Source organism: Gracilibacillus saliphilus (genome assembly GCF_010994085.1).
GTDB classification, from domain to species: domain Bacteria; phylum Bacillota; class Bacilli; order Bacillales; family Amphibacillaceae; genus Gracilibacillus; species Gracilibacillus lacisalsi.
This window is the reverse complement of the sequence record NZ_WJEB01000013.1, coordinates 24295-42669: the sequence shown is the minus strand read 5'-3', so window position 1 is coordinate 42669 and position 18375 is coordinate 24295. Positions and strand designations below refer to the sequence as shown.

General features: G+C 38.2%; 21 protein-coding genes. 6 read left to right on the top strand and 15 right to left on the bottom strand.

Going from position 1 to position 18375, the window contains the following annotated elements; all coding sequences use genetic code 11:
* Positions 1–40 precede the first annotated feature (40 nt).
* The 3 genes from GHT08_RS11575 to csaA form a co-directional block, all read right to left on the bottom strand.
* On the bottom strand, positions 41–583 hold the full coding sequence (locus GHT08_RS11575) for a hypothetical protein (protein ID WP_163581568.1): 543 nt from the start codon (positions 581–583) through the stop codon (positions 41–43).
* A gap of 277 nt (positions 584–860) precedes the next feature.
* On the bottom strand, positions 861–1049 hold the full coding sequence (locus tag GHT08_RS11570) for a hypothetical protein (protein ID WP_238343558.1): 189 nt from the start codon (positions 1047–1049) through the stop codon (positions 861–863).
* A 22-nt stretch (positions 1050–1071) separates the two neighbouring features.
* Positions 1072–1401, bottom strand: a complete 330-nt coding sequence (gene csaA, locus GHT08_RS11565) for a chaperone CsaA (RefSeq protein WP_163581566.1) — start codon at positions 1399–1401, stop codon at positions 1072–1074.
* Positions 1402–1794: 393 nt separating this feature from the next.
* Between csaA and GHT08_RS11560 the strand changes: the two genes are divergently transcribed.
* The 4 genes from GHT08_RS11560 (at position 1795) to GHT08_RS11545 (ending at position 6173) form a co-directional block, all read left to right on the top strand.
* Positions 1795–4083 (top strand): ribonucleoside-diphosphate reductase subunit alpha, encoded by a 2289-nt coding sequence (locus GHT08_RS11560; protein WP_163581565.1) that lies wholly within the window; start codon positions 1795–1797, stop codon positions 4081–4083.
* Between the two features lie 86 nt (positions 4084–4169).
* Entirely contained in the window at positions 4170–5219 is a 1050-nt protein-coding gene (locus GHT08_RS11555; protein WP_163581564.1) for a ribonucleotide-diphosphate reductase subunit beta, read from the top strand.
* Between the two features lie 17 nt (positions 5220–5236).
* Positions 5237–5680 carry a flavodoxin domain-containing protein gene (locus GHT08_RS11550; protein WP_163581563.1) on the top strand — a complete coding sequence of 148 codons (444 nt, stop codon included), beginning with the start codon at positions 5237–5239 and terminating at the stop codon, positions 5678–5680.
* Between the two features lie 61 nt (positions 5681–5741).
* Positions 5742–6173: a small multi-drug export protein gene (locus GHT08_RS11545; protein ID WP_163581562.1), complete on the top strand. Its 432-nt coding sequence runs from the start codon at positions 5742–5744 to the stop codon at positions 6171–6173.
* A gap of 74 nt (positions 6174–6247) precedes the next feature.
* Here GHT08_RS11545 and GHT08_RS11540 read toward each other — a convergent pair whose 3' ends face one another.
* Together GHT08_RS11540 and GHT08_RS11535 are read right to left on the bottom strand one after the other, a co-directional pair.
* Entirely contained in the window at positions 6248–7192 is a 945-nt protein-coding gene (locus GHT08_RS11540) for a TIGR03943 family putative permease subunit (RefSeq protein WP_163581561.1), read from the bottom strand.
* A 13-nt stretch (positions 7193–7205) separates the two neighbouring features.
* Complete coding sequence (locus tag GHT08_RS11535) at positions 7206–8210, bottom strand: permease (RefSeq protein ID WP_163581560.1); 1005 nt, start codon at positions 8208–8210, stop codon at positions 7206–7208.
* Between the two features lie 326 nt (positions 8211–8536).
* Between GHT08_RS11535 and GHT08_RS11530 the strand changes: the two genes are divergently transcribed.
* Both GHT08_RS11530 and GHT08_RS11525 read left to right on the top strand, forming a co-directional pair.
* Positions 8537–9994, top strand: coding sequence for a Na+/H+ antiporter NhaC family protein (locus GHT08_RS11530; protein WP_163581559.1), 1458 nt, complete (start codon positions 8537–8539; stop codon positions 9992–9994).
* A gap of 406 nt (positions 9995–10400) precedes the next feature.
* Entirely contained in the window at positions 10401–10856 is a 456-nt protein-coding gene (locus tag GHT08_RS11525) for a DUF2269 family protein (RefSeq protein WP_163581558.1), read from the top strand.
* Positions 10857–10936: 80 nt separating this feature from the next.
* Here GHT08_RS11525 and GHT08_RS11520 read toward each other — a convergent pair whose 3' ends face one another.
* The 10 genes from GHT08_RS11520 to urtC are packed head-to-tail and all read right to left on the bottom strand — an operon-like array spanning position 10937 to position 18360.
* Positions 10937–11710, bottom strand: a complete 774-nt coding sequence (locus GHT08_RS11520) for an urease accessory protein UreD (RefSeq protein WP_163581557.1) — start codon at positions 11708–11710, stop codon at positions 10937–10939.
* Positions 11711–12328: an urease accessory protein UreG gene (gene ureG, locus GHT08_RS11515; RefSeq protein WP_163581556.1), complete on the bottom strand. Its 618-nt coding sequence runs from the start codon at positions 12326–12328 to the stop codon at positions 11711–11713.
* Between the two features lie 16 nt (positions 12329–12344).
* Complete coding sequence (locus GHT08_RS11510; RefSeq protein ID WP_163581555.1) at positions 12345–13070, bottom strand: urease accessory protein UreF; 726 nt, start codon at positions 13068–13070, stop codon at positions 12345–12347.
* Positions 13012–13455, bottom strand: a complete 444-nt coding sequence (locus GHT08_RS11505; protein WP_163581554.1) for an urease accessory protein UreE — start codon at positions 13453–13455, stop codon at positions 13012–13014. Before GHT08_RS11505 ends, GHT08_RS11510 begins: the two co-directional genes overlap by 59 nt.
* An 11-nt stretch (positions 13456–13466) precedes the next feature.
* Positions 13467–15182 (bottom strand): urease subunit alpha, encoded by a 1716-nt coding sequence (gene ureC, locus GHT08_RS11500; RefSeq protein ID WP_163581553.1) that lies wholly within the window; start codon positions 15180–15182, stop codon positions 13467–13469.
* 14 nt (positions 15183–15196) lie between these two features.
* Complete coding sequence (locus GHT08_RS11495) at positions 15197–15547, bottom strand: urease subunit beta (protein WP_163581552.1); 351 nt, start codon at positions 15545–15547, stop codon at positions 15197–15199.
* A gap of 12 nt (positions 15548–15559) precedes the next feature.
* Positions 15560–15862 carry an urease subunit gamma gene (gene ureA / locus GHT08_RS11490; RefSeq protein WP_018932873.1) on the bottom strand — a complete coding sequence of 101 codons (303 nt, stop codon included), beginning with the start codon at positions 15860–15862 and terminating at the stop codon, positions 15560–15562.
* Positions 15863–15877: 15 nt separating this feature from the next.
* Positions 15878–16567, bottom strand: coding sequence for an urea ABC transporter ATP-binding subunit UrtE (urtE, locus tag GHT08_RS11485; RefSeq protein ID WP_163581551.1), 690 nt, complete (start codon positions 16565–16567; stop codon positions 15878–15880).
* On the bottom strand, positions 16554–17318 hold the full coding sequence (gene urtD / locus GHT08_RS11480; protein ID WP_163581550.1) for an urea ABC transporter ATP-binding protein UrtD: 765 nt from the start codon (positions 17316–17318) through the stop codon (positions 16554–16556). Before urtD ends, urtE begins: the two co-directional genes overlap by 14 nt.
* Positions 17278–18360, bottom strand: a complete 1083-nt coding sequence (gene urtC / locus GHT08_RS11475) for an urea ABC transporter permease subunit UrtC (protein ID WP_163581549.1) — start codon at positions 18358–18360, stop codon at positions 17278–17280. The genes urtD and urtC overlap by 41 nt, the downstream gene beginning before the upstream one ends.
* Between the last annotated feature and the right edge of the window lie 15 nt (positions 18361–18375).

The following is an 18375-nucleotide window of genomic DNA, read 5'->3' as shown; positions in this document are numbered from 1 at the left end:
TATTTGACATTGTACGCTAGACAACAAAAAAACGACGAAATTATTCGCCGCTTTCAATAAACTCTTCAAGTTCCTTTGTTTTTTGTCCATCTGTTTGAAATGCAACACCAAACGTTTCACCTTCGCCGTCTTTGTTGATCGCAACGTCAATGTCATTCAATAACTGCTTTGTGTATTCAATAGCTTGATTCATTCTTTTGCTTGGTTCCTCCCAATCCTTTACAGCTTCACGTTTGTTTGCACCATATTTTTCAGGGTCAATGTGTTCCGTCCGCTTATGGTGCCCTTCTACAATTATTCCCAGCAGTTTTTGCAAATTGTCAAAATCTTTTTCAAGCGAAACGCCTTCGACTTGATTAACGTCAAGACCTCTATCCAACGCCATTGCTTCCAAATAATAATAATACGCTTCATCGTGTCCCGCTTGGATCAATTTTGAATCTTGATCAGGAACTTCGTGAAATATTCGATTCGCTCCTTCTATGTAATCATTCACATTTGTTTCCATATCGTATATCATGCCTTCTTCTAATTCAGTGACGTCTTTCCACTCCTTTTCGTTAACAACTTTATTATTTTCCACCTCGTGAGCAACGTTTTCTTTCGGTTCTGACTTCGCTTCTTTCCGAACTACAAGCTGACAAAAGCAAAACAGAAACAATGATTGTTAAACTAATAATTTTTTCAAGAAAATCACCCTATTCTAAATATTTCTATAGGACTTAGATTAACCATCCTACTGAATACAAATAAAAAGACAGGAAGTTTCCCGCCTTCCCATCTTATTTAGCAACTAATACTATTCAAAAACTTTTAATTTTAAGGAAAGAACTCCCGTTTGTCGGACGTCCTCTGTTTGTTCACTTAATCTTTTCCTTTAAGAGTACAACAGATAACATTCCTCCCAGCCATGCTGACAATCCACATAGTAGAATGAAGACAACTGATTTAAACTGAAAATCGGGAACTACAAATTCGAATATTGCTAGTACGACCATCACAAAAAACACCATAAATAGCGCTTGATAAGAGTTTATTTTCTTATTCATTTCCACCTACTCCCCTACCTTATTAAGATATTTTCGTACCATTTTCCACGGTTTCATCAGGTCTGAGCAACACCACATCATCTGTTCCTGGTATTCCTCCTAGTACCAGTACTTCTGATTTAAAGCCGGCAATTCGTAAAGGTGGAAAATTAACTATTGCTGCTACTTGGCGTCCGACTAACTGCTCCGGATTATACCTTTTCGTAATTTGTGCTGAAGACTGCTTTACACCTAACTCACCAAAATCAATTTTCAACTTGATCGCTGGTTTTCTCGCTTCTTTAAAATCTGCTGCGTCGATTACAGTTCCAATTCGCAAATCTAACTTTGTAAAATCATCAAATGAAGCCATCGTTATCACCTCAGTTATTATTATCCTTTTTTACGTCATTTTTCGATATTATTTTTATCATACCATTTCCTTACTATTTTTGACAAAAGCAGCAGTTTAAAAATTTGATACTTAGGTCCCAATCGGATATAGTAGAAGTCTCTATATCAACTTCTCTATCATATTTTTAATAGAATCCAATGATTTTGACACAAATTTTTTGGTTGTCAAAAATCTGCTTATAAGATAAAATACAATATATAGATGAGCCGCAAGTCAAAAATATCTATATATTGTATTCGCGACATCAATACTGCGAATTCCTAATTTTCCGCAGTTTAGTTAACTACATAGATTATTCAGTTTTAATCGCTCCATCATGAGCGCTTTTATTATGTAATTGGAGGTTTTTTCATGACAACAGAAGTTAAATCTATTAAACAATCAGTCACCAAAGCTCTACAGGAAGCAGAAGAAAAGTATGGATTAGATACGAAAGATATACAGCAACGTATCGAAGAATCTACAAAATCTGACAAAGACTCAACCCAAGAAGCCTTATTCTATTCATTAAACCGTATCTCGATGGATCAGCCTAAATGGACTTTTGTCGCGGCTCATTTCCATTTAACACAATTATATGAAGAAGCAGCACAAAACCGTGAGTATGAACCTACTCATAAATACGGTGATTTATACAAGTTAATTCAACTACTAACAGATAAAGGAATTTATAGTTCCGACATCCTTACTCATTATAGCAAAGAAGAAATAAATCAGCTACAACAAGCAATTGATCCAGAAAAGGATGCACTCTTCAACTATATAGGACTTTTTCTATTAGCAGATCGCTATCTAGCAAGAGATCATGACCGTAATTTATATGAACTGCCACAAGAACGATTTATGATTATTGCCATGACATTAATGCAAAATGAAGCCCCTGAAAAACGTGTTGAATTAGTGAAGGAAGCTTATTGGGCATTAAGTAACCTATATATGACAGTCGCAACACCAACCTTATCCAATGCGGGTAAAAGCTATGGCCAGTTATCTTCTTGCTTTATTGATACCGTAGACGATTCATTAGATGGCATCTATTTAAATAACTGGGATATCGCTCGTCTTAGTAAAGATGGTGGTGGCATCGGCATCTACTACGGTAAAGTTCGTGCCCTAGGTTCAGATATTAAGAGATTCAAAGGCAACTCATCTGGTGTTGTACCATGGATTCGTTTAGTGAACGATACAGCAGTTAGCGTGGACCAATTAGGTCAACGTCAAGGTGCCGTAGCAATCTATCTGGATGTATTCCATAAAGATATTATGAACGGTTTCTTAGACTTAAAAACAAATAATGGTGATGAACGGCGTAAAGCACACGATATCTTTACAGGTGTAGCTATCCCAGATTTATTTATGGAACAATTACGAGAAACAGATGCACAAGGTAAAAGTATCGGCGAGTGGCATACATTCTGCCCACATCAAGTAAAACAAACCATGGGCTGGAAAGACGAAAATGGTAATCCACTTGGTCTTGAAGATTTCTATGATGAAGAAGACAACAAATATTTTACCGAAAAATACTGGGAAGCAGTCAATCACCCGTTACTTCCTAGAAAAACATATCGCGCCATGGATATTATGGCTCGCATTATGGTTGCTCAATTAGAAACTGGAACACCTTATATGTTCTATCGTGATGAAGTTAACCGTCAAAACCCGAACAAACATAAACGTGGTGTTGGTAAAACATCGATTTATTGCAGTAACTTATGTACAGAGATTGCACAAAACATGTCGCCAACAACAATCTCGAAAGAATATCAAGATGAAGAAGGCAATATCGTGATTGTTCGTAAACCAGGTGACTTTGTTGTATGTAATTTATCATCGATAAACTTACCAAATGCAGTTCGTGAAGAAGTATTGGATCGATTAATTTCAATACAAGTTCGTATGTTAGACAATGTGATTGACCTTAATACGATTACGGTCGGTCAAGCACAAGTAACAAACAAAAAATATCGCGCTGTCGGTCTCGGTACTTTTGGTTGGCATCACCTACTTGCATTAGAGAGCATCCATTGGGAATCTGAAGAAGCTGTCGAGTATGCTGATAAAGTTTACGAAGATATTGCTTACTACACAATTAAAGCATCTATGGAGTTAGCAAAAGAAAAAGGTGCTTACTCTGAATTTGAAGGATCCGAGTGGCAAACTGGTGTCTATTTCGACAGAAGAGACTATCATTCAGATCGTTGGAACAAGTTACGTGAAGAAGTGGCATCTAACGGTATTCGCAATGGCTGGTTAATGGCTGTAGCACCAAACTCTTCTACAGCAAAAATCGGTGGCTCCACAGATGGAATTGATCCATTATACGCGGTGGAATTTGCCGAAGAGAAGAAAAACTTCAAATTTAAAGTGACAGCACCGGACTTAGATCATGTTACTTATAACTATTACCGTCGTGCACGTCACGAATTGGATCAAGTTTGGAGTATTAAACAAAATGCGAAAAGACAACGTCACATTGATCAAGCAATTAGCTTTAATTTCTATGTACGTCATGATATTAAAGCAAAAGAATTATTAAATTTACACATGGCAGCATGGGAAAACCGTCTAAAAACAACCTATTATGTGCGCAGTACTTCCCAAACAGAAATTGAAGAATGTGAAGCATGCCATAGTTAATCATCAGGATGTATTGAATGCCGTGTGCGGAAATGTGGTAACGGCATTCAATATCCATATTTTATTCTAATGTGGGAGGACCGGAAATGACACAAGTCGATCAATCTTTAACTAAAATCAAACTTTTAAATCCTACTTATCCAAATAAAGCAACTGGCATTATTAATGGTGAATCTTCAGGACTATTAAACTGGAACGATATTGCTTATTCACAAATGTATGACTTATATCAGACCTTATTGGCCAACTTTTGGAAAGCACAGGAGATCAATATGCAAGATGACATCAAACAATGGGATAACTTATCCGAAACGGAAAAAGATGTTTTCTTACGTATTAATACACAGCTTGCATCCTTAGATAGTTTGCAAACACCGACAATGACACATGTAATGGACTATGTAACAGATTCTAGCTTTAAAGCTATTTTTGCAGTAATCTCACAGCAAGAAGCTGTTCACAATGAGTCCTATTCCTATATTTTAAGCTCACTTGTACCATTGCGTGAGCAAAATGAACGATTTGATCAAGCAAAAGAAGATCCAATTGTCCGTAAACGGAACCAGTTAATTCTTGATAGCTATGAAGCGTTTCGTGAAAATCCGACACCACAACGTTTATTTGAATTGGCGATTAACTCTATTAATTTAGAAGGTATCTATTTCTATGCAGGTTTCGCCTTTTTCTATCATTTGGCACGTCAGCAAAAAATGCTAAAAACAAGTACGATGATCAGCTATATTCAACGTGATGAAATGCAACATGCTTATTTCGTATCACAATTCGTCCGTATTCTACTTACGGAAAATCCAGAGCTAAATACGGAAGAGAATATTCAATATGTATATCAAACAGTTGATAAGGCAGTACAGCTAGAAAAAGAATGGGCGGATTACATTTTGAAAGATATTGAAGGTATTGACCTTGATGAATTCCATGGCTATGTCGAGTATTTAGCTAACAAACGTTTCCGCCAAATCGGCTTGGATAACTATTATCCGGAGCGCGACAACCCAATGGAATGGATTCATGTCTTCAGTGATGAGATGATGAACGAAACGAAATCAGACTTTTTCGAGCAAAAATCTCGTACCTATACGAAAGTATCATCATCTAACGGCTTTGACGAACTCTAATAAGGAGGCTTTTCAAGATGAAAGCTGCGATTATCTATACATCTGTTACTGGTAATACTTCTACTCTGGCAGAAATCATTTGCGAAAAAATGAATAACTATCATATCGAAACCGACTTAATCCCTGTTGATGAGTTTCATCCGCAACTACTACACAACTACGATATCGTCACAGTTGGAACCTATTCTTGGGATAATGGCGATCTGCCGATAGAAATGGAAGAAGTTTTTGAAGCATTTGAAGAGGAAGAGGTAAACCATATTACTACTGGTGTATTTGGAACAGGAGATAGCTTCTATCCTTATTATTGTGGAGCGGTTGATATGTTTAGAGATATGCTTTACGTTCACACTAATCTTGCCGTTACTTTAAAAGTAGAGTTAACACCGCAAGACGAAGATCTTCATAGATGCGAAAAATTTTGTGATCGATTAGCAAGTGAATTAGCAGTAGTTTCATAGTTTTAAAGGTTGATGTTGTGAAGGACATCAACCTTTTTTAATGAAAGGAGAATATGACATAATGTTGGAATATATACTAATCTTTTTCAGCGCTGCAGTACCCTGGTTTGAGATAGCGTTTGTTATTCCCGTTGGGATTTTATCAGGCTTAAACCCCATTCTCGTTATATTCGTTGCATTCATTGGAAATATGACCACGATAATAGCTTTAATTATCGGATACGATAAATTCAAAGGATGGCTGGGAAAAAGAAGCAAAAAGAAAGAATCCAAGCGGCAGGCTAAAGCACACACACTTTGGAATAGGTACGGCCTGCCTGGCATGGTATTGCTTGGACCTATCTTAATTGGCTCTCATATTGCTGCTTTTATCGGCATGACACTTGGTGCAACCAAACGTTCAACCTTCGTATGGTCTTCCTTTAGCATCGGAGCATGGTCATTAGCAATTGGGATATTAACCACTTTTGGATTTGACTTCTTCACTAATTAAATCAAAGTGAAAGGTTACTTCTTATAAAGAATGTGGTCAGTGTCCAAGCATCACTGACCACACTTTTTTCTTCTCTAGTCAACCATCTCAATATTTATCGGATATACATAAGGCTGATCGGGTTCTTTAATGGTTTCCACCTCTGTTGCTTTGATAATCGGTATTGGAGAGCCTTGATAATTTGTTAATTGAATCGTTCCTGTTACCTTTAACCATGTATTATCTTCGATGTTTGCCGCCTGATCAAATTCAGTTAAGAAACCGATTAATCCAGCATCTGCCACACAATGTGTAATTAAAAAACGACCGATTACTAATTGCTGTTGTGAAAAACCTTCTTCTCGATAAACGAATCCTGAAAAAGTTACCTTTGTCCCTTGCAGCTGCTCAGCATTCGCCATTATTTCTTGATAATACGTTGAAAATAGCGTTTCATCCATTTTTATATGTGTCTGTTGCAAAATATTAGAACGCAATTGATCATATTCTGTCTTTGGAATCTTATTTTGGTAGACATTCGGATCTATCGGATTATCATCACCTGCTGGTTGTCCTAAATCAGGAGGTACTTCATCTGGAGGCGGTGGTTCAGCTAGTTGACTTTGCGACGTTCTCTCTTGTTGAGCTTGACTTGTCATTGATAGTGTCGCACCTTTATTTTTCGCAATCGATGCATCCAAGCTCGATAGTGGTAATAACATACCTGTTGCAATAGGAAAAACAATAACTAGATAACTAACAGCTTTCTTTAGATTCATTGGTTGATCACCATGGTCATGATGATGATGACATTCATCATGATCATGGTGATGATGTTCTACTTTTGCTCCGAATGTAAACACTCGATGCATTTGAACTAGAAATAACAATAGAAATAGTGAAGCCCCCATTTGACTTAAAGTTTCATATTTTGGGTTAATCAACTTTAAGATATCACCAGTAACGTGTAATCGAAAAATAAAGATGGTGAAAAATAAAAGAATCGTAGCGCGTAATAGCTGTTGTCCATTTAATTTCATGCTGCTGCCCCCCTTAAATAAAACCTTGCAACAGGCTGATCATAATGAAAACTGTAACTGTTACAATAACAACAAAAATCAACACAAACCTAGTCTTAAAAACACTTAACATCATCAAAGTATTTTTTAAATCTATCATCGGTCCATAAATGAGAAATCCTAAAATAGAAGCTTGTGGGAAGATATTGGAGAAAGATGCACCAATAAAAGCATCTGCTTCCGAACATAATGACAGTAAATAAGCTAATCCCATCATGACGACAAGCGATGCAACATGGCCCTCCCCTATACTAACTAACAAATTGGTAGACACATATACTTGTACAAATGATGCTAAAAAAGCACCAATAATTAAATATTTCCCCATATCAAAAAATTCATCCACTGCATGTAATAACGTTTTACCCACCTTGTCCAAGAAGGATTGACTACCACTACCACTGTCTGCTTGACAACTGGATACTGTTGCTACACTTGTTTTCAACTGATTACTTTGAAATAGAAAGCTAATCAAAATACCGATAACGAGTGCAATAAGGAAACCTAGTCCCATCCGTAAGAGCGCGATTTGCCAATCATTTCCGAACGCCATATATGTAGAAAAGATCACGATTGGATTGATTAAAGGACCTGTTAATAAAAAACCTATCCCTGCATAAATCGGTACACCCTTCGAAATCAGTCTTCTAACAATCGGAACAATCCCACATTCACAAGCAGGAAAAAGACCACCTACAACACAACTCATAAAGACAGCAGCATATTTATTTTTAGGAATCCATTTTTTTAATTGATCTTCTGTAATAAATATTTGAATAATTCCTGCGATAATGACACCTATTAAAACAAACGGTAATGCTTCTATTAAAATACTTAAAAAGATGGTATTCAGATGATAAAAAGAATCTGGTAACTCGATGATGGAGAGAGATTCACTAATGGCAAATACATATACGACCATAATAAACAGCAATAAAATAGCAGAATCAATAATCAGCGAAGGTAAACTTTTTCTCATAATATTCTCCTTTTTGTCTTCATCTACTATTTTATATCTATGCATTAAATAGGATTCTAGAATCAATTCGGCAAAATAAATCGTAATGATTTCGATTAATTAACACTATCAAACCGAATACGATAATCCAGGAAAAAATCGTACTTATTCGCCATATAAATATGATACAATGTTAAAAGGTTTTTTAGCATACACTGCTAAAACCTATTCCAAAGAAAAACAACAGTACGAACACTAATATCATGATAAGTTTCCACAGGCCTAGTCAGGGAAGAATAACTCCCACTGTAAGAAGACTTAAGATATAAGAGAAGGAGGAAATCTCTATGGAGCAAGATAGTGAATTATCACGTGCGACGGGGAATTCAACAATTACCCAATTAACTTTTCGCTTAGGTGCATTTGGCGCAGCTGTTCCACTATTATTTTTCGTAATATGGGCGATCACCACTAGTGTTTTACAATTATCTTCTGAAATTGGCCTTGTACTAGGTGCTATTTTCGGAATTACATTAGGGTTATTTTTCTGTAAAAGTAAATGGGGAGATTATGCGCAAGGATTATTTGATGGTCTCGCTCAACCAATTGGTGTAGTAGCAATGGTTGCATGGTTCTATGCCGGCATGTTTGCGCAAGTATTGCAAGTTGGCGGATTGGTCGAAGGTCTCGTCTGGATCGGTATGATTACCGGGTTCACAGGAGGTCTTTTCGTTGGATTGACCTTTATATTGGCTGCCACATTCTCGACAGCTGTTGGTACAGGTTATGGCACGACGGTTGCTTTTTGTACGTTAATGTTCCCGGCCGGTGTGGCAACAGGAGCAGATCCAACGATTTTATTTGCAGCGATTCTTGCTGGAGCGGTATTCGGGGATAACCTTGCACCTGTGTCAGATACAACGATTGTATCAGCGACTACACAAGGTGCAGATGTACCTGGTGTTGTAAAAAGTCGTTTTAAGTATGCACTTGCTGCCGCTATTCCTACATTGATCATCTTTATTATTTTTGGAGGTGGTGGTTCAATCGAAAATCAGGCTAGCATTGAGGCTACCACCGATCCTAAAGGATTATTAATGCTCATACCATTTGCTGTTGTCTTATTTTTAGCTATATCAGGACATCATATTATAACCTCTTTAACATGGGGGATTTTAGTTGCCGTAGTTATGCTAGTAGTATTTCCTGTAGGCTCGTTCAGTGATGTCATCAGCTTTAATCCTGATTCAGATAATATCGTGGAAGGTGCACTTATTAATGGGATTACCGGATATATCAACATGGCAATCTTAATTTTATTAATAGTAGCTGCCGCACACTTATTACGGTTAGGCGGTACGATGCAAGTAATTACCTCTACACTTGTTAAATGGATTAAAAATTCAGTTCGACGTGCAGAGATTTCCATGTGGGCGATCGTTGCTTTGTTAAACAGCGCGATTACCATTAACACTGCAGCCGAAATTGCAGCGGCGCCTTTTGTTCGTGAAATCGGTGAAAAATATCAAATTCACAGTTACCGCCGTGCAAATATGCTCGATGCTATAACTTCTGCCTTAGGTTATATTTTCCCTTGGGGAGCACCAGTATTACTTGGTTGGTCCACGATCACTATGATGCAGGAAACCTACGAATGGCTGCCAATTGTTTCACCGACAGCAGTTTTCCCATTTGTTTTCCAAGGCTGGTTCTTAGTGATTGTTATGCTAGTAGCAGCATTAACAGGATGGGGATTACGTTATCAAGGAAAAAATGGCGAAGAATTAACTGAGCCACCTCAATAAGTAATAGTTTGCGAGACGATCGACGAAGTAGCACAAATAGTAAGGCTTGGCATGAATAGATGCCAAGTCTTTTTTTTATCAGACAAGAAAGTATAAAAGCAGCTATGTTACTTCATGCTAGAATTATAGAGCAGACCTTAGCAAAGGCCGCCCACTTTCACTCCTGTGGGAATTGTTTGACCTGAAGATCCACTTTTTCGAGCGGGTTTTACTCAAAAAAGTTAGCTGAAAGACAAACCCCACGGAAAGGGAAGTAGACAGTCGAAGCGGTAGTCAAGCTGTTCACGTATTTCATACTTATTATCAAAGAAATCGAAATCCAATTAGCATTTTTTCTTATAATTCATCATTTTGTCAATTACTTTTTGTTATGATTGTTCTATAATGAAGGTAAGTAGGTGATTTCATGAACTCGATTTATACAGTACTTGTGGTAATCCATGTTTTTTCTGCAATTGTGGGAATCGGTCCTGGCTTTGTGCTGACTACGATCGTAAAGTCTGCTAAAAGCTTACCTGAAGTTAGACATGCATTTGCATTAAAAGCGAAGGTGCATATTTTTGTAATGATTGGTGGCATACTTGTATTATTAACCGGTCTGTTGATGGGCGTGCTGAAGCCTGTTCTTTTTCAGCAAGGCTGGTACGTTGCCAGTATGATTCTCTACTTTGTAGCACTCTCATTGGGACCAACATTGCTTAAAAAGTTTTCTACTCCAATAAAAGCTCTAATCGCGGAACCAGATCTTGATAGCGTCCCTGAAACCTATCATGAGAATCTCCAGAAACTGTTGCGCGTGGAATACATAGAAAATACTTTGCTGTTAATCATTATTTTACTGATGATTACCAAACCTTTTTAGCAGAAATAGTTTATCACGAGTTATTCAACATATCTTCATTGATCTACGTTGATATCAGTATCAAAAGAAAAAGCTAGCAGTTAGACACTTACTGCTAGCTTTTTGTTTCCCAATTGATCCATTTCTTTTTTTACTCGTGGTAAATCATTCGATAAAAAGCGTACTAAATAGCCTGCATCACGCAATTTGGTAATACTTACCTGATGATCCGTTGATGAACGACTCCACTTCTCTACATCTAATACTATTTCACTATCTATGATCCATACACTTGCAATATAATGATAATCTCCCATTACCCCAAAATGTTTCACATTCTGAACGCTTGGCTCAAAACGCAAACCATCATACACAAGACAATCTTCTTCCATCCATACTTCTAGTTGTGTGTGACATTTATTAAACGTGAACCGTTCCCCTCGTTTTTCCCGTCCTGGATATAAAATTTCTTCCCAGTAAAAACTACTTCCCTTTTTCATATTTACGGTAGTATGACTATGGAATTCACTTTCGGCAAAAGGAATAACCTCTTCTCTTTTCCAAGTCAAACATGCTTGTTCCGCGATCTCGATGTACACTTCTTGTTTGCTCGGTTTACCATTAAAGGCAGGATATACTTTTGTTGCAGCCTGAGGATGCAGTGTTACATTCGTACCTTTATCTAACCGGATACGATATGCATTTATATCTCCTGCCACAAGTCCTCCTGAGGATTCCATTAAGTAAACGGTAATATCATCTGGATTATCAACATACAAGCCTCGACTTGCTTTTAATGGTGGTTGATAAAACACATCTTTCATGATCGTTTTGTGGTTGCGTAATGCAAAATGAAGATCGATTTTTCCATCCATTTACGATACTTCGCTTCCTTCTAATAGCATGGCATGCTGGATCCATTGAATAACTTCTGGAATACCTTCACCTTTTTTTACATTAGTAAAAACAAACGGTCGCTCTTTACGCGCTTCTTTTGCATCAACTTTCATTTTATCAATGTCTACTTCCACATATGGCGCTAGATCAATCTTGTTAACAAGTAAAAGGTCTGATCTTGTTACACCTGGTCCTCCTTTTCTCGGAATATCACCACCTTCTGCTACATCGATTACATAAATATAGCCGTCTACTAACTCTGGACTGAATGTGGCAGATAAATTGTCACCCCCACTTTCTAGTAAAATAATATCTAAACCATAAAAACGACGTTTTAACTCATCGATTGCCTCAAAATTCATGGATGCATCTTCACGAATCGCTGTATGTGGACATCCCCCTGTTTCAACACCGATGATGCGGTCTTCTGGTAAAATGCCTTGTTTAATTAAAAATTGAGCATCTTCTTTCGTATAAATATCATTGGTAATAACTGCAACACTATATTGATTCACCATTTCTTTTGTTAATTTTTCTACGAGTGAGGTTTTCCCTGAACCAACTGGGCCTCCTACACCTACTATTACTGGTTTCATTGAACATTCCCCTTCCTTATGAAATAAACAATCGTGATCTTAAATATTTATGCTGCATCGATGCCAATTCCAAGCCGACAGCATGATTAGACAAATCAGACAAGTCTCGTTCCAACACGTTTATCGTTGTTTTTTCCATCTCCGGTATCAAGCGATGAATCACTTCAATTCCGGCCTTTTGTCCAAGTGGAATCGCACGAACTGCATTATGAACAAGTCCGACCGTTGACGAGTATAAAAAAGTAAGTATTGTTGTATAAAGGTCAAATGCTAAATCTTTGGCATAAAGACTGTATACAATTGGGAAATGAGCGATTACCTTCTTTTCTTGTAATAGCTCGTTCCACTGTGCTAGTGATGGCGTATCACTTACTGGCAATACTGCTTTCACAAATTGTTTACCTATCATACTGCTCGCTTCTCTCGTTTCTTCCGCATTTTTGCTTGCATCACATATCTTCTCTAATCGAATCAATTCTACCAGTTCCTCTTTTTGATAGGATTCCTTAACAAAAATACCATCTGTGTAGGAAACATTTTCATGAAGATAGACTTGTAGAAAGTGAAATAAATCTTCTTTTGTTCTGATTACATCTTCTTGAATAAAGGTTTCCATGCCAAAAGAATGTGTATAGGTCCCAATCGGAAAGGCAGAATCATGAATATGCATTAAATAGAGAAATTTAGTGTTGATGCCCTCTGTATTTAAATGGTTCTGTAAATCTTCTTTCTGTCTTTTCATACTTCACACCTACTTCATCAAATAAACGTTCCAGCGTCTCATCATAGCGCACCACAATTTCTGATTCTGAAATAAGACATGGTGTATGACGATTCCCTAATTCAAATGCAGTTTTCCCCATTTGCACGATATTTTCAGGGTAAACGACATAGACCCTTTCTTTCTTTGTACGAATGACAATTTGTCTTTCTTCGTCTTCATACACGACATCGCCCACTTTTAATGGTTCTTTTTCTTCTAAGGCAATCGCGACATCTGTCCCTTTGTCAGTTGTTTTTCTAATAATCCGTTTATTTAATTCGTCCCAATCCAATTCAATCCACTCGCGATTAGGATGCTCTTTTGGTTTTTCCTCGATATTAGTGATTACTTCTTTCGTTAACATCTTCCATCCTCCTAAAATAAATAATAACGTTGTGCCATTGCTACCTCTTCGAAAGGTTCACATGTAATGATTTGACCATCAAGTTTTACTTCATATGTTTCTGGATCTACATCAATTTTTGGCGTTGCGTCATTCAATGGCAGATCCTTTTTCCCAATATTTCGGCAGTTTTTCACAGCACGAACAAGTTTCTGTAAACCTAATTCTTCATGAATTTTAGCCTCATATGCTGTTTGAGAAACAAAAGTAATAGCGGTTTGATATTTCGCTTTTCCTAGTGCGCCAAACATCGGACGCATCATCACTGGCTGTGGTGTTGGTATCGACGCATTGGGATCACCCATTTGTGCATAGGCAATCATACCACCTTTTACAACTGTTTCCGGCTTGGTTCCAAAAAACTTCGGATCCCAAATCACGATATCTGCTAATTTGCCAACCTCGATTGAACCAATTTCTTCATTCATCCCATGAGTAATCGCCGGATTAATCGTATACTTTGCCACATACCGTTTGGCACGTGTGTTATCATTTTCTGCTTGCTGGTCTTCCTGTAAAAAGCCTCGCTGTTTTTTCATTTTATCTGCTGTCTGCCATGTCCGAGTAATACTTTCACCGACACGTCCCATCGCCTGCGAATCAGAAGAAATCATACTAATCACACCTAAATCCTGTAGAATATCTTCCGCTGCAATCGTTTCTGGCCGAATGCGAGAATCAGCAAAAGCAACATCTTCTGGTACGTTATGATCCAAATGGTGACAGACCATTAACATATCAAGATGCTCATCGATGGTATTAACCGCATATGGTCTTGTTGGATTGGTCGATGATGGCAGCACATTCGGTAACGAAGCTATCTGCATAATATCTGGTGCATGTCCACCACCAGCACCTTCTGTATGATAAGTATGAATGACACGATCACCAATTGCTTTAACGGTATCTTCGAGAAAACCAGCTTCATTTAATGTATCTGTGTGGATCGCAACTTGCACATCCAGTTCGTCAGCAACAATTAAACATTGGCTGATAGCTGCCGGTGTTGTGCCCCAATCTTCATGTAATTTCAGACCAATCGCTCCAGCTTTGATTTGTTCTCGTTGTGGATCTGCTGAAGAAGCATTTCCTTTTCCTAGAAAGCCTAGGTTGATCGGATACTCTTCTGCAGCCTCCAACATGCGGTGGATATTCCACTCTCCTGGTGTACAAGTTGTTGCATTGGTACCAGTTGCAGGTCCGGTCCCACCACCTAGCATCGTCGTGAAGCCCGATGCTAAAGCTACTTCAATTTGCTGCGGGCTAATAAAATGGATGTGTGCATCAATCGCACCTGCAGTCACGATTTTCCCTTCACAGGCAATTACTTCTGTTGAGGCACCGACAATCATATTTTCGGTAACCCCCTCCATTACATCCGGGTTTCCACCTTTGCCAATCGCCACGATTCTTCCGTCCTTAATTCCGATATCTGCTTTTACAATACCGGTATAATCAAGAATCACCGCATTCGTTAAAATTAAATCGAGAACATTTTGATTACGAGTTCTTGTACTGCTTTGACCCATCCCATCACGCAATACCTTGCCGCCGCCAAATACACTCTCATCCCCATAAGTTGTGTGATCTTTTTCAACTTCTATCCATAAATCCGTATCAGCTAGACGAATTTGATCACCCGTTGTCGGTCCATATAGGGCAGCGTATTGCTGTCGTGAAAGTTTCATCGATATGCTCCTTTCTAAAACCCTTTTTGCTTCATTGTTTCGGTAATTTCTTCTGTTTCTGATACACTACCGTTTGTCAGGTTATTAAGTCCATATACATGTTTGTTTCCTGCTATTTCAACGAGCTCGACTTCTTTTTCCTCACCTGGTTCAAAACGAACTGCCGTCCCCGCTGGAACACTCAATCGCATCCCAATCGCAGCAGGGCGGTCAAAATCAAGTTCACGGTTTACTTCAGGAAAATGATAGTGCGATCCTACTTGTATCGGTCTGTCACCTTTATTGGCAACTTTTATCGCTTTCGTCTTTCTACCTTTATTAATTTCAATTTCTTGTTTGCCTAGTTTGATCTCACCAGGAATCATCGGGAACCCTCCTTACGTAATTGGCTGATGAACCGTAACAAGCTTCGTTCCATCTGGAAAAGTCGCTTCAATTTGCACACTTTCAATCATTTCTGGCACACCTTCCATCACATCGTCTGTAGTTAGGACTTGCTTGCCTTCCTGCATCAATTGGGCTACTGTTTTCCCCTCACGGGCACCTTCCAATAAATAACAGCTAATCAATGCAGTTGCCTCGGGATAGTTTAATTTCAAGCCTTTCTTCCTTCTTTTTTCCGCCAGTTCGCCCGCTAAGAAAAGTAGTAATTTCTCCTGCTCAACAGGTGATAATTTCATGAAAACCCCTCCCATTTAAACACTTAAATAACGATATACCTCTTCATCTACTATTTGATCGATCGGATTCTCATATACTACCGCACCATGATCGATGACATATAAATAATCAGCTACATTTTTAACAAAATCTAAATTTTGCTCCACCAGAATCATCGCTGTAGCAGAAGTATTTTTGATATCGATAATAACGTCTTGAATTTCCTGAACAATATTTGGTTGAATCCCTTCTGTCGGCTCATCCAGTAACAAAAAGGATGGATGTGATACTAAAGCTCTTGCAATGGCCAATTGCTGCTGTTGACCACCACTTAGATCACCGCCATTTCGCTTAGCAAAATCCTTTAATATAGGAAAATAATCATAAATTTTCTCATCTATTTTTTTCTGCTTACCTGCTTCCAAACCAATTTGGAGATTTTCATAGACTGTCAGCTTCGGAAATATTTCTCTTCCTTGCGGGACATAGCCAATTCCTTTCTGAGCTCGTGAGGAGGAACGAGCTTTAGTAATATCTTCGGATTGATAATGAATCGTTCCTTTTTTCGAATGCAAAATACCAATGATCGTCTTTAATAGTGTAGATTTCCCTACACCATTTCTGCCCATCACACAGATCACCTGGTTCTCCTTTACTTCCATATCAATCTCTCGAATCACCATACTTTCCTCGTAACCAGCTTCCAGCCCCTTAATTGACAACATTCTCCTCAACCTTTCTGCCTAAATATACTTCTCTTACTGTCGGATCATTTTGCACTTCTTCCATACTTCCTTCAAAAAGTAATTGCCCTTCATGCATCACCGAGACAATATCTGCATATTCCTTCACAAAATCCATATCATGCTCGACAATTAACACTGCTCGGTCCCTCGCTATTTTAGTAATTAATTCCCCTGTTTTGTCACGTTCTTTCTTCGACATACCAGCAATCGGCTCATCTAAAAGAACGATATCAGGTTCCTGCATGAGGACCATCGCAATTTCCAACCATTGTTTTTGACCATGGGCAAGTGAGCCAGCAAGTTGACCCTTGACTTCTTTTAAACCAACTAATTCAAGCATTTCGTTTATCTTCTTTTTTTGTTCATTTGTCCATTTGGCCTTCATCATCGCAAATAAGTTTTTCTTCTGCTTCATGGCAATTTCCAAATTATCTATTACGGATAAATTTTGAAAAATGGATGGAGCCTGAAATTTTCTTGAGATCCCTTGATCAACAATCTGGTCCTCTGACAACTTGGATAGTTCCTTTGTACTATGTAACGTTATTTCTCCTGTGGTTGCTTTTGTTTTAGCACAAATAACATCTAATAACGTCGTCTTTCCAGCACCATTTGGGCCAATCACAAAATGAACGCAATTCGGTTTTACGGTAAAATCTAGTTGATTAATAGCTTTAAACCCACTAAAATCAACTATAACTTTTTTCAACATCAACACTGCTTGAGACATCTTGTTTTTTCCTCCGATCGTTCCATTTTTCAAATAAACCGGTTATGCCTTTCGGTAAGAAAACAACCACAAGTACGAACAACAACCCTAGGAAATATGTCCAAATATCTGGGTACGACTCACTGAAGCCTGTCTTCGCCGCATTGACAAGTACCGCTCCAATAACTGGACCGATTAATGTTCCACGTCCACCTAAGGCAACCCAAAGCACCATTTCAATCGATGGGATAATTCCGATCATCGTCGGTGAAATAATCCCGACTTGCAGTACGAATAACATACCGGCAAGTCCTGCTATCGCAGCTGATAAAGTGTAAATAAACGTTTTATATGCAGATGGACTATAACCTAGAAATCTCATACGGTTCTCACCATCACGGATTCCGACTAGTATTTTTCCAAATCGCCCTTTCACAAGCTTGCGCGAAAGGAAAAAGACAAGACCTAATACGATAACAGTAATTATATAAAAAGCTGTCTGCGTAGTAGCAGAATTAACAGAGAATCCAAAAAACGTATCAAAATTAGTCAATCCGCTAGAACCACCAGTCAAATTTTGACTCCCGACAAATAACGTAACTACAACTAAGACAAGTGCTTGAGATAATATCGTAAAATAAACTCCGCTAATTCGATTTCGGAATGTTAAGTAACCAAGAAAAAAAGCAATGATTGCCGGTAATAAGATACCGAGTATAATAGCGACGATCGGATATTGAAACGGAACCCATATCAATGGCAGTTCACTCATACCGCTCCAAGCCATGAAATCCGGTAATCCGCCCCCTGTTGCTTCCAGTTTTAAATACATCGCCATACAGTAGGCGCCTAAACCAAAGAAGATCCCGTGTCCCAGACTTAGAACACCTGTGTAACCCCATAATAAATCTAAGCCAATTGCCAGAATAGCAAATGCTAAAAACTTACCAAGCAAATTCAAGCGAAAGTCTGATAGAAAAAGGGGAGCTGCTAATAACAACAGAAAAATCAAATTGAAAATGACTCTCTGACTCCATATTTTTTGATAAATCGTATTTTGCATGATTCAACGCTCCTC

Coding starts and splice junctions, on each gene's coding strand:
- GHT08_RS11570 (WP_238343558.1), bottom strand. CDS start 1,049: ATGAATAAGAAAATAAACTCTTATCAAGCGCTATTTATGGTGTTTTTT.
- csaA (WP_163581566.1), bottom strand. CDS start 1,401: ATGGCTTCATTTGATGATTTTACAAAGTTAGATTTGCGAATTGGAACT.
- GHT08_RS11560 (WP_163581565.1), top strand. CDS start 1,795: ATGACAACAGAAGTTAAATCTATTAAACAATCAGTCACCAAAGCTCTA.
- GHT08_RS11555 (WP_163581564.1), top strand. CDS start 4,170: ATGACACAAGTCGATCAATCTTTAACTAAAATCAAACTTTTAAATCCT.
- GHT08_RS11550 (WP_163581563.1), top strand. CDS start 5,237: ATGAAAGCTGCGATTATCTATACATCTGTTACTGGTAATACTTCTACT.
- GHT08_RS11545 (WP_163581562.1), top strand. CDS start 5,742: ATGTTGGAATATATACTAATCTTTTTCAGCGCTGCAGTACCCTGGTTT.
- GHT08_RS11540 (WP_163581561.1), bottom strand. CDS start 7,192: ATGAAATTAAATGGACAACAGCTATTACGCGCTACGATTCTTTTATTT.
- GHT08_RS11535 (WP_163581560.1), bottom strand. CDS start 8,210: ATGAGAAAAAGTTTACCTTCGCTGATTATTGATTCTGCTATTTTATTG.
- GHT08_RS11530 (WP_163581559.1), top strand. CDS start 8,537: ATGGAGCAAGATAGTGAATTATCACGTGCGACGGGGAATTCAACAATT.
- GHT08_RS11525 (WP_163581558.1), top strand. CDS start 10,401: ATGAACTCGATTTATACAGTACTTGTGGTAATCCATGTTTTTTCTGCA.
- GHT08_RS11520 (WP_163581557.1), bottom strand. CDS start 11,710: ATGGATGGAAAAATCGATCTTCATTTTGCATTACGCAACCACAAAACG.
- ureG (WP_163581556.1), bottom strand. CDS start 12,328: ATGAAACCAGTAATAGTAGGTGTAGGAGGCCCAGTTGGTTCAGGGAAA.
- GHT08_RS11510 (WP_163581555.1), bottom strand. CDS start 13,070: ATGAAAAGACAGAAAGAAGATTTACAGAACCATTTAAATACAGAGGGC.
- GHT08_RS11505 (WP_163581554.1), bottom strand. CDS start 13,455: ATGTTAACGAAAGAAGTAATCACTAATATCGAGGAAAAACCAAAAGAG.
- ureC (WP_163581553.1), bottom strand. CDS start 15,182: ATGAAACTTTCACGACAGCAATACGCTGCCCTATATGGACCGACAACG.
- GHT08_RS11495 (WP_163581552.1), bottom strand. CDS start 15,547: ATGATTCCTGGTGAGATCAAACTAGGCAAACAAGAAATTGAAATTAAT.
- ureA (WP_018932873.1), bottom strand. CDS start 15,862: ATGAAATTATCACCTGTTGAGCAGGAGAAATTACTACTTTTCTTAGCG.
- urtE (WP_163581551.1), bottom strand. CDS start 16,567: ATGTTGTCAATTAAGGGGCTGGAAGCTGGTTACGAGGAAAGTATGGTG.
- urtD (WP_163581550.1), bottom strand. CDS start 17,318: ATGTCTCAAGCAGTGTTGATGTTGAAAAAAGTTATAGTTGATTTTAGT.
- urtC (WP_163581549.1), bottom strand. CDS start 18,360: ATGCAAAATACGATTTATCAAAAAATATGGAGTCAGAGAGTCATTTTC.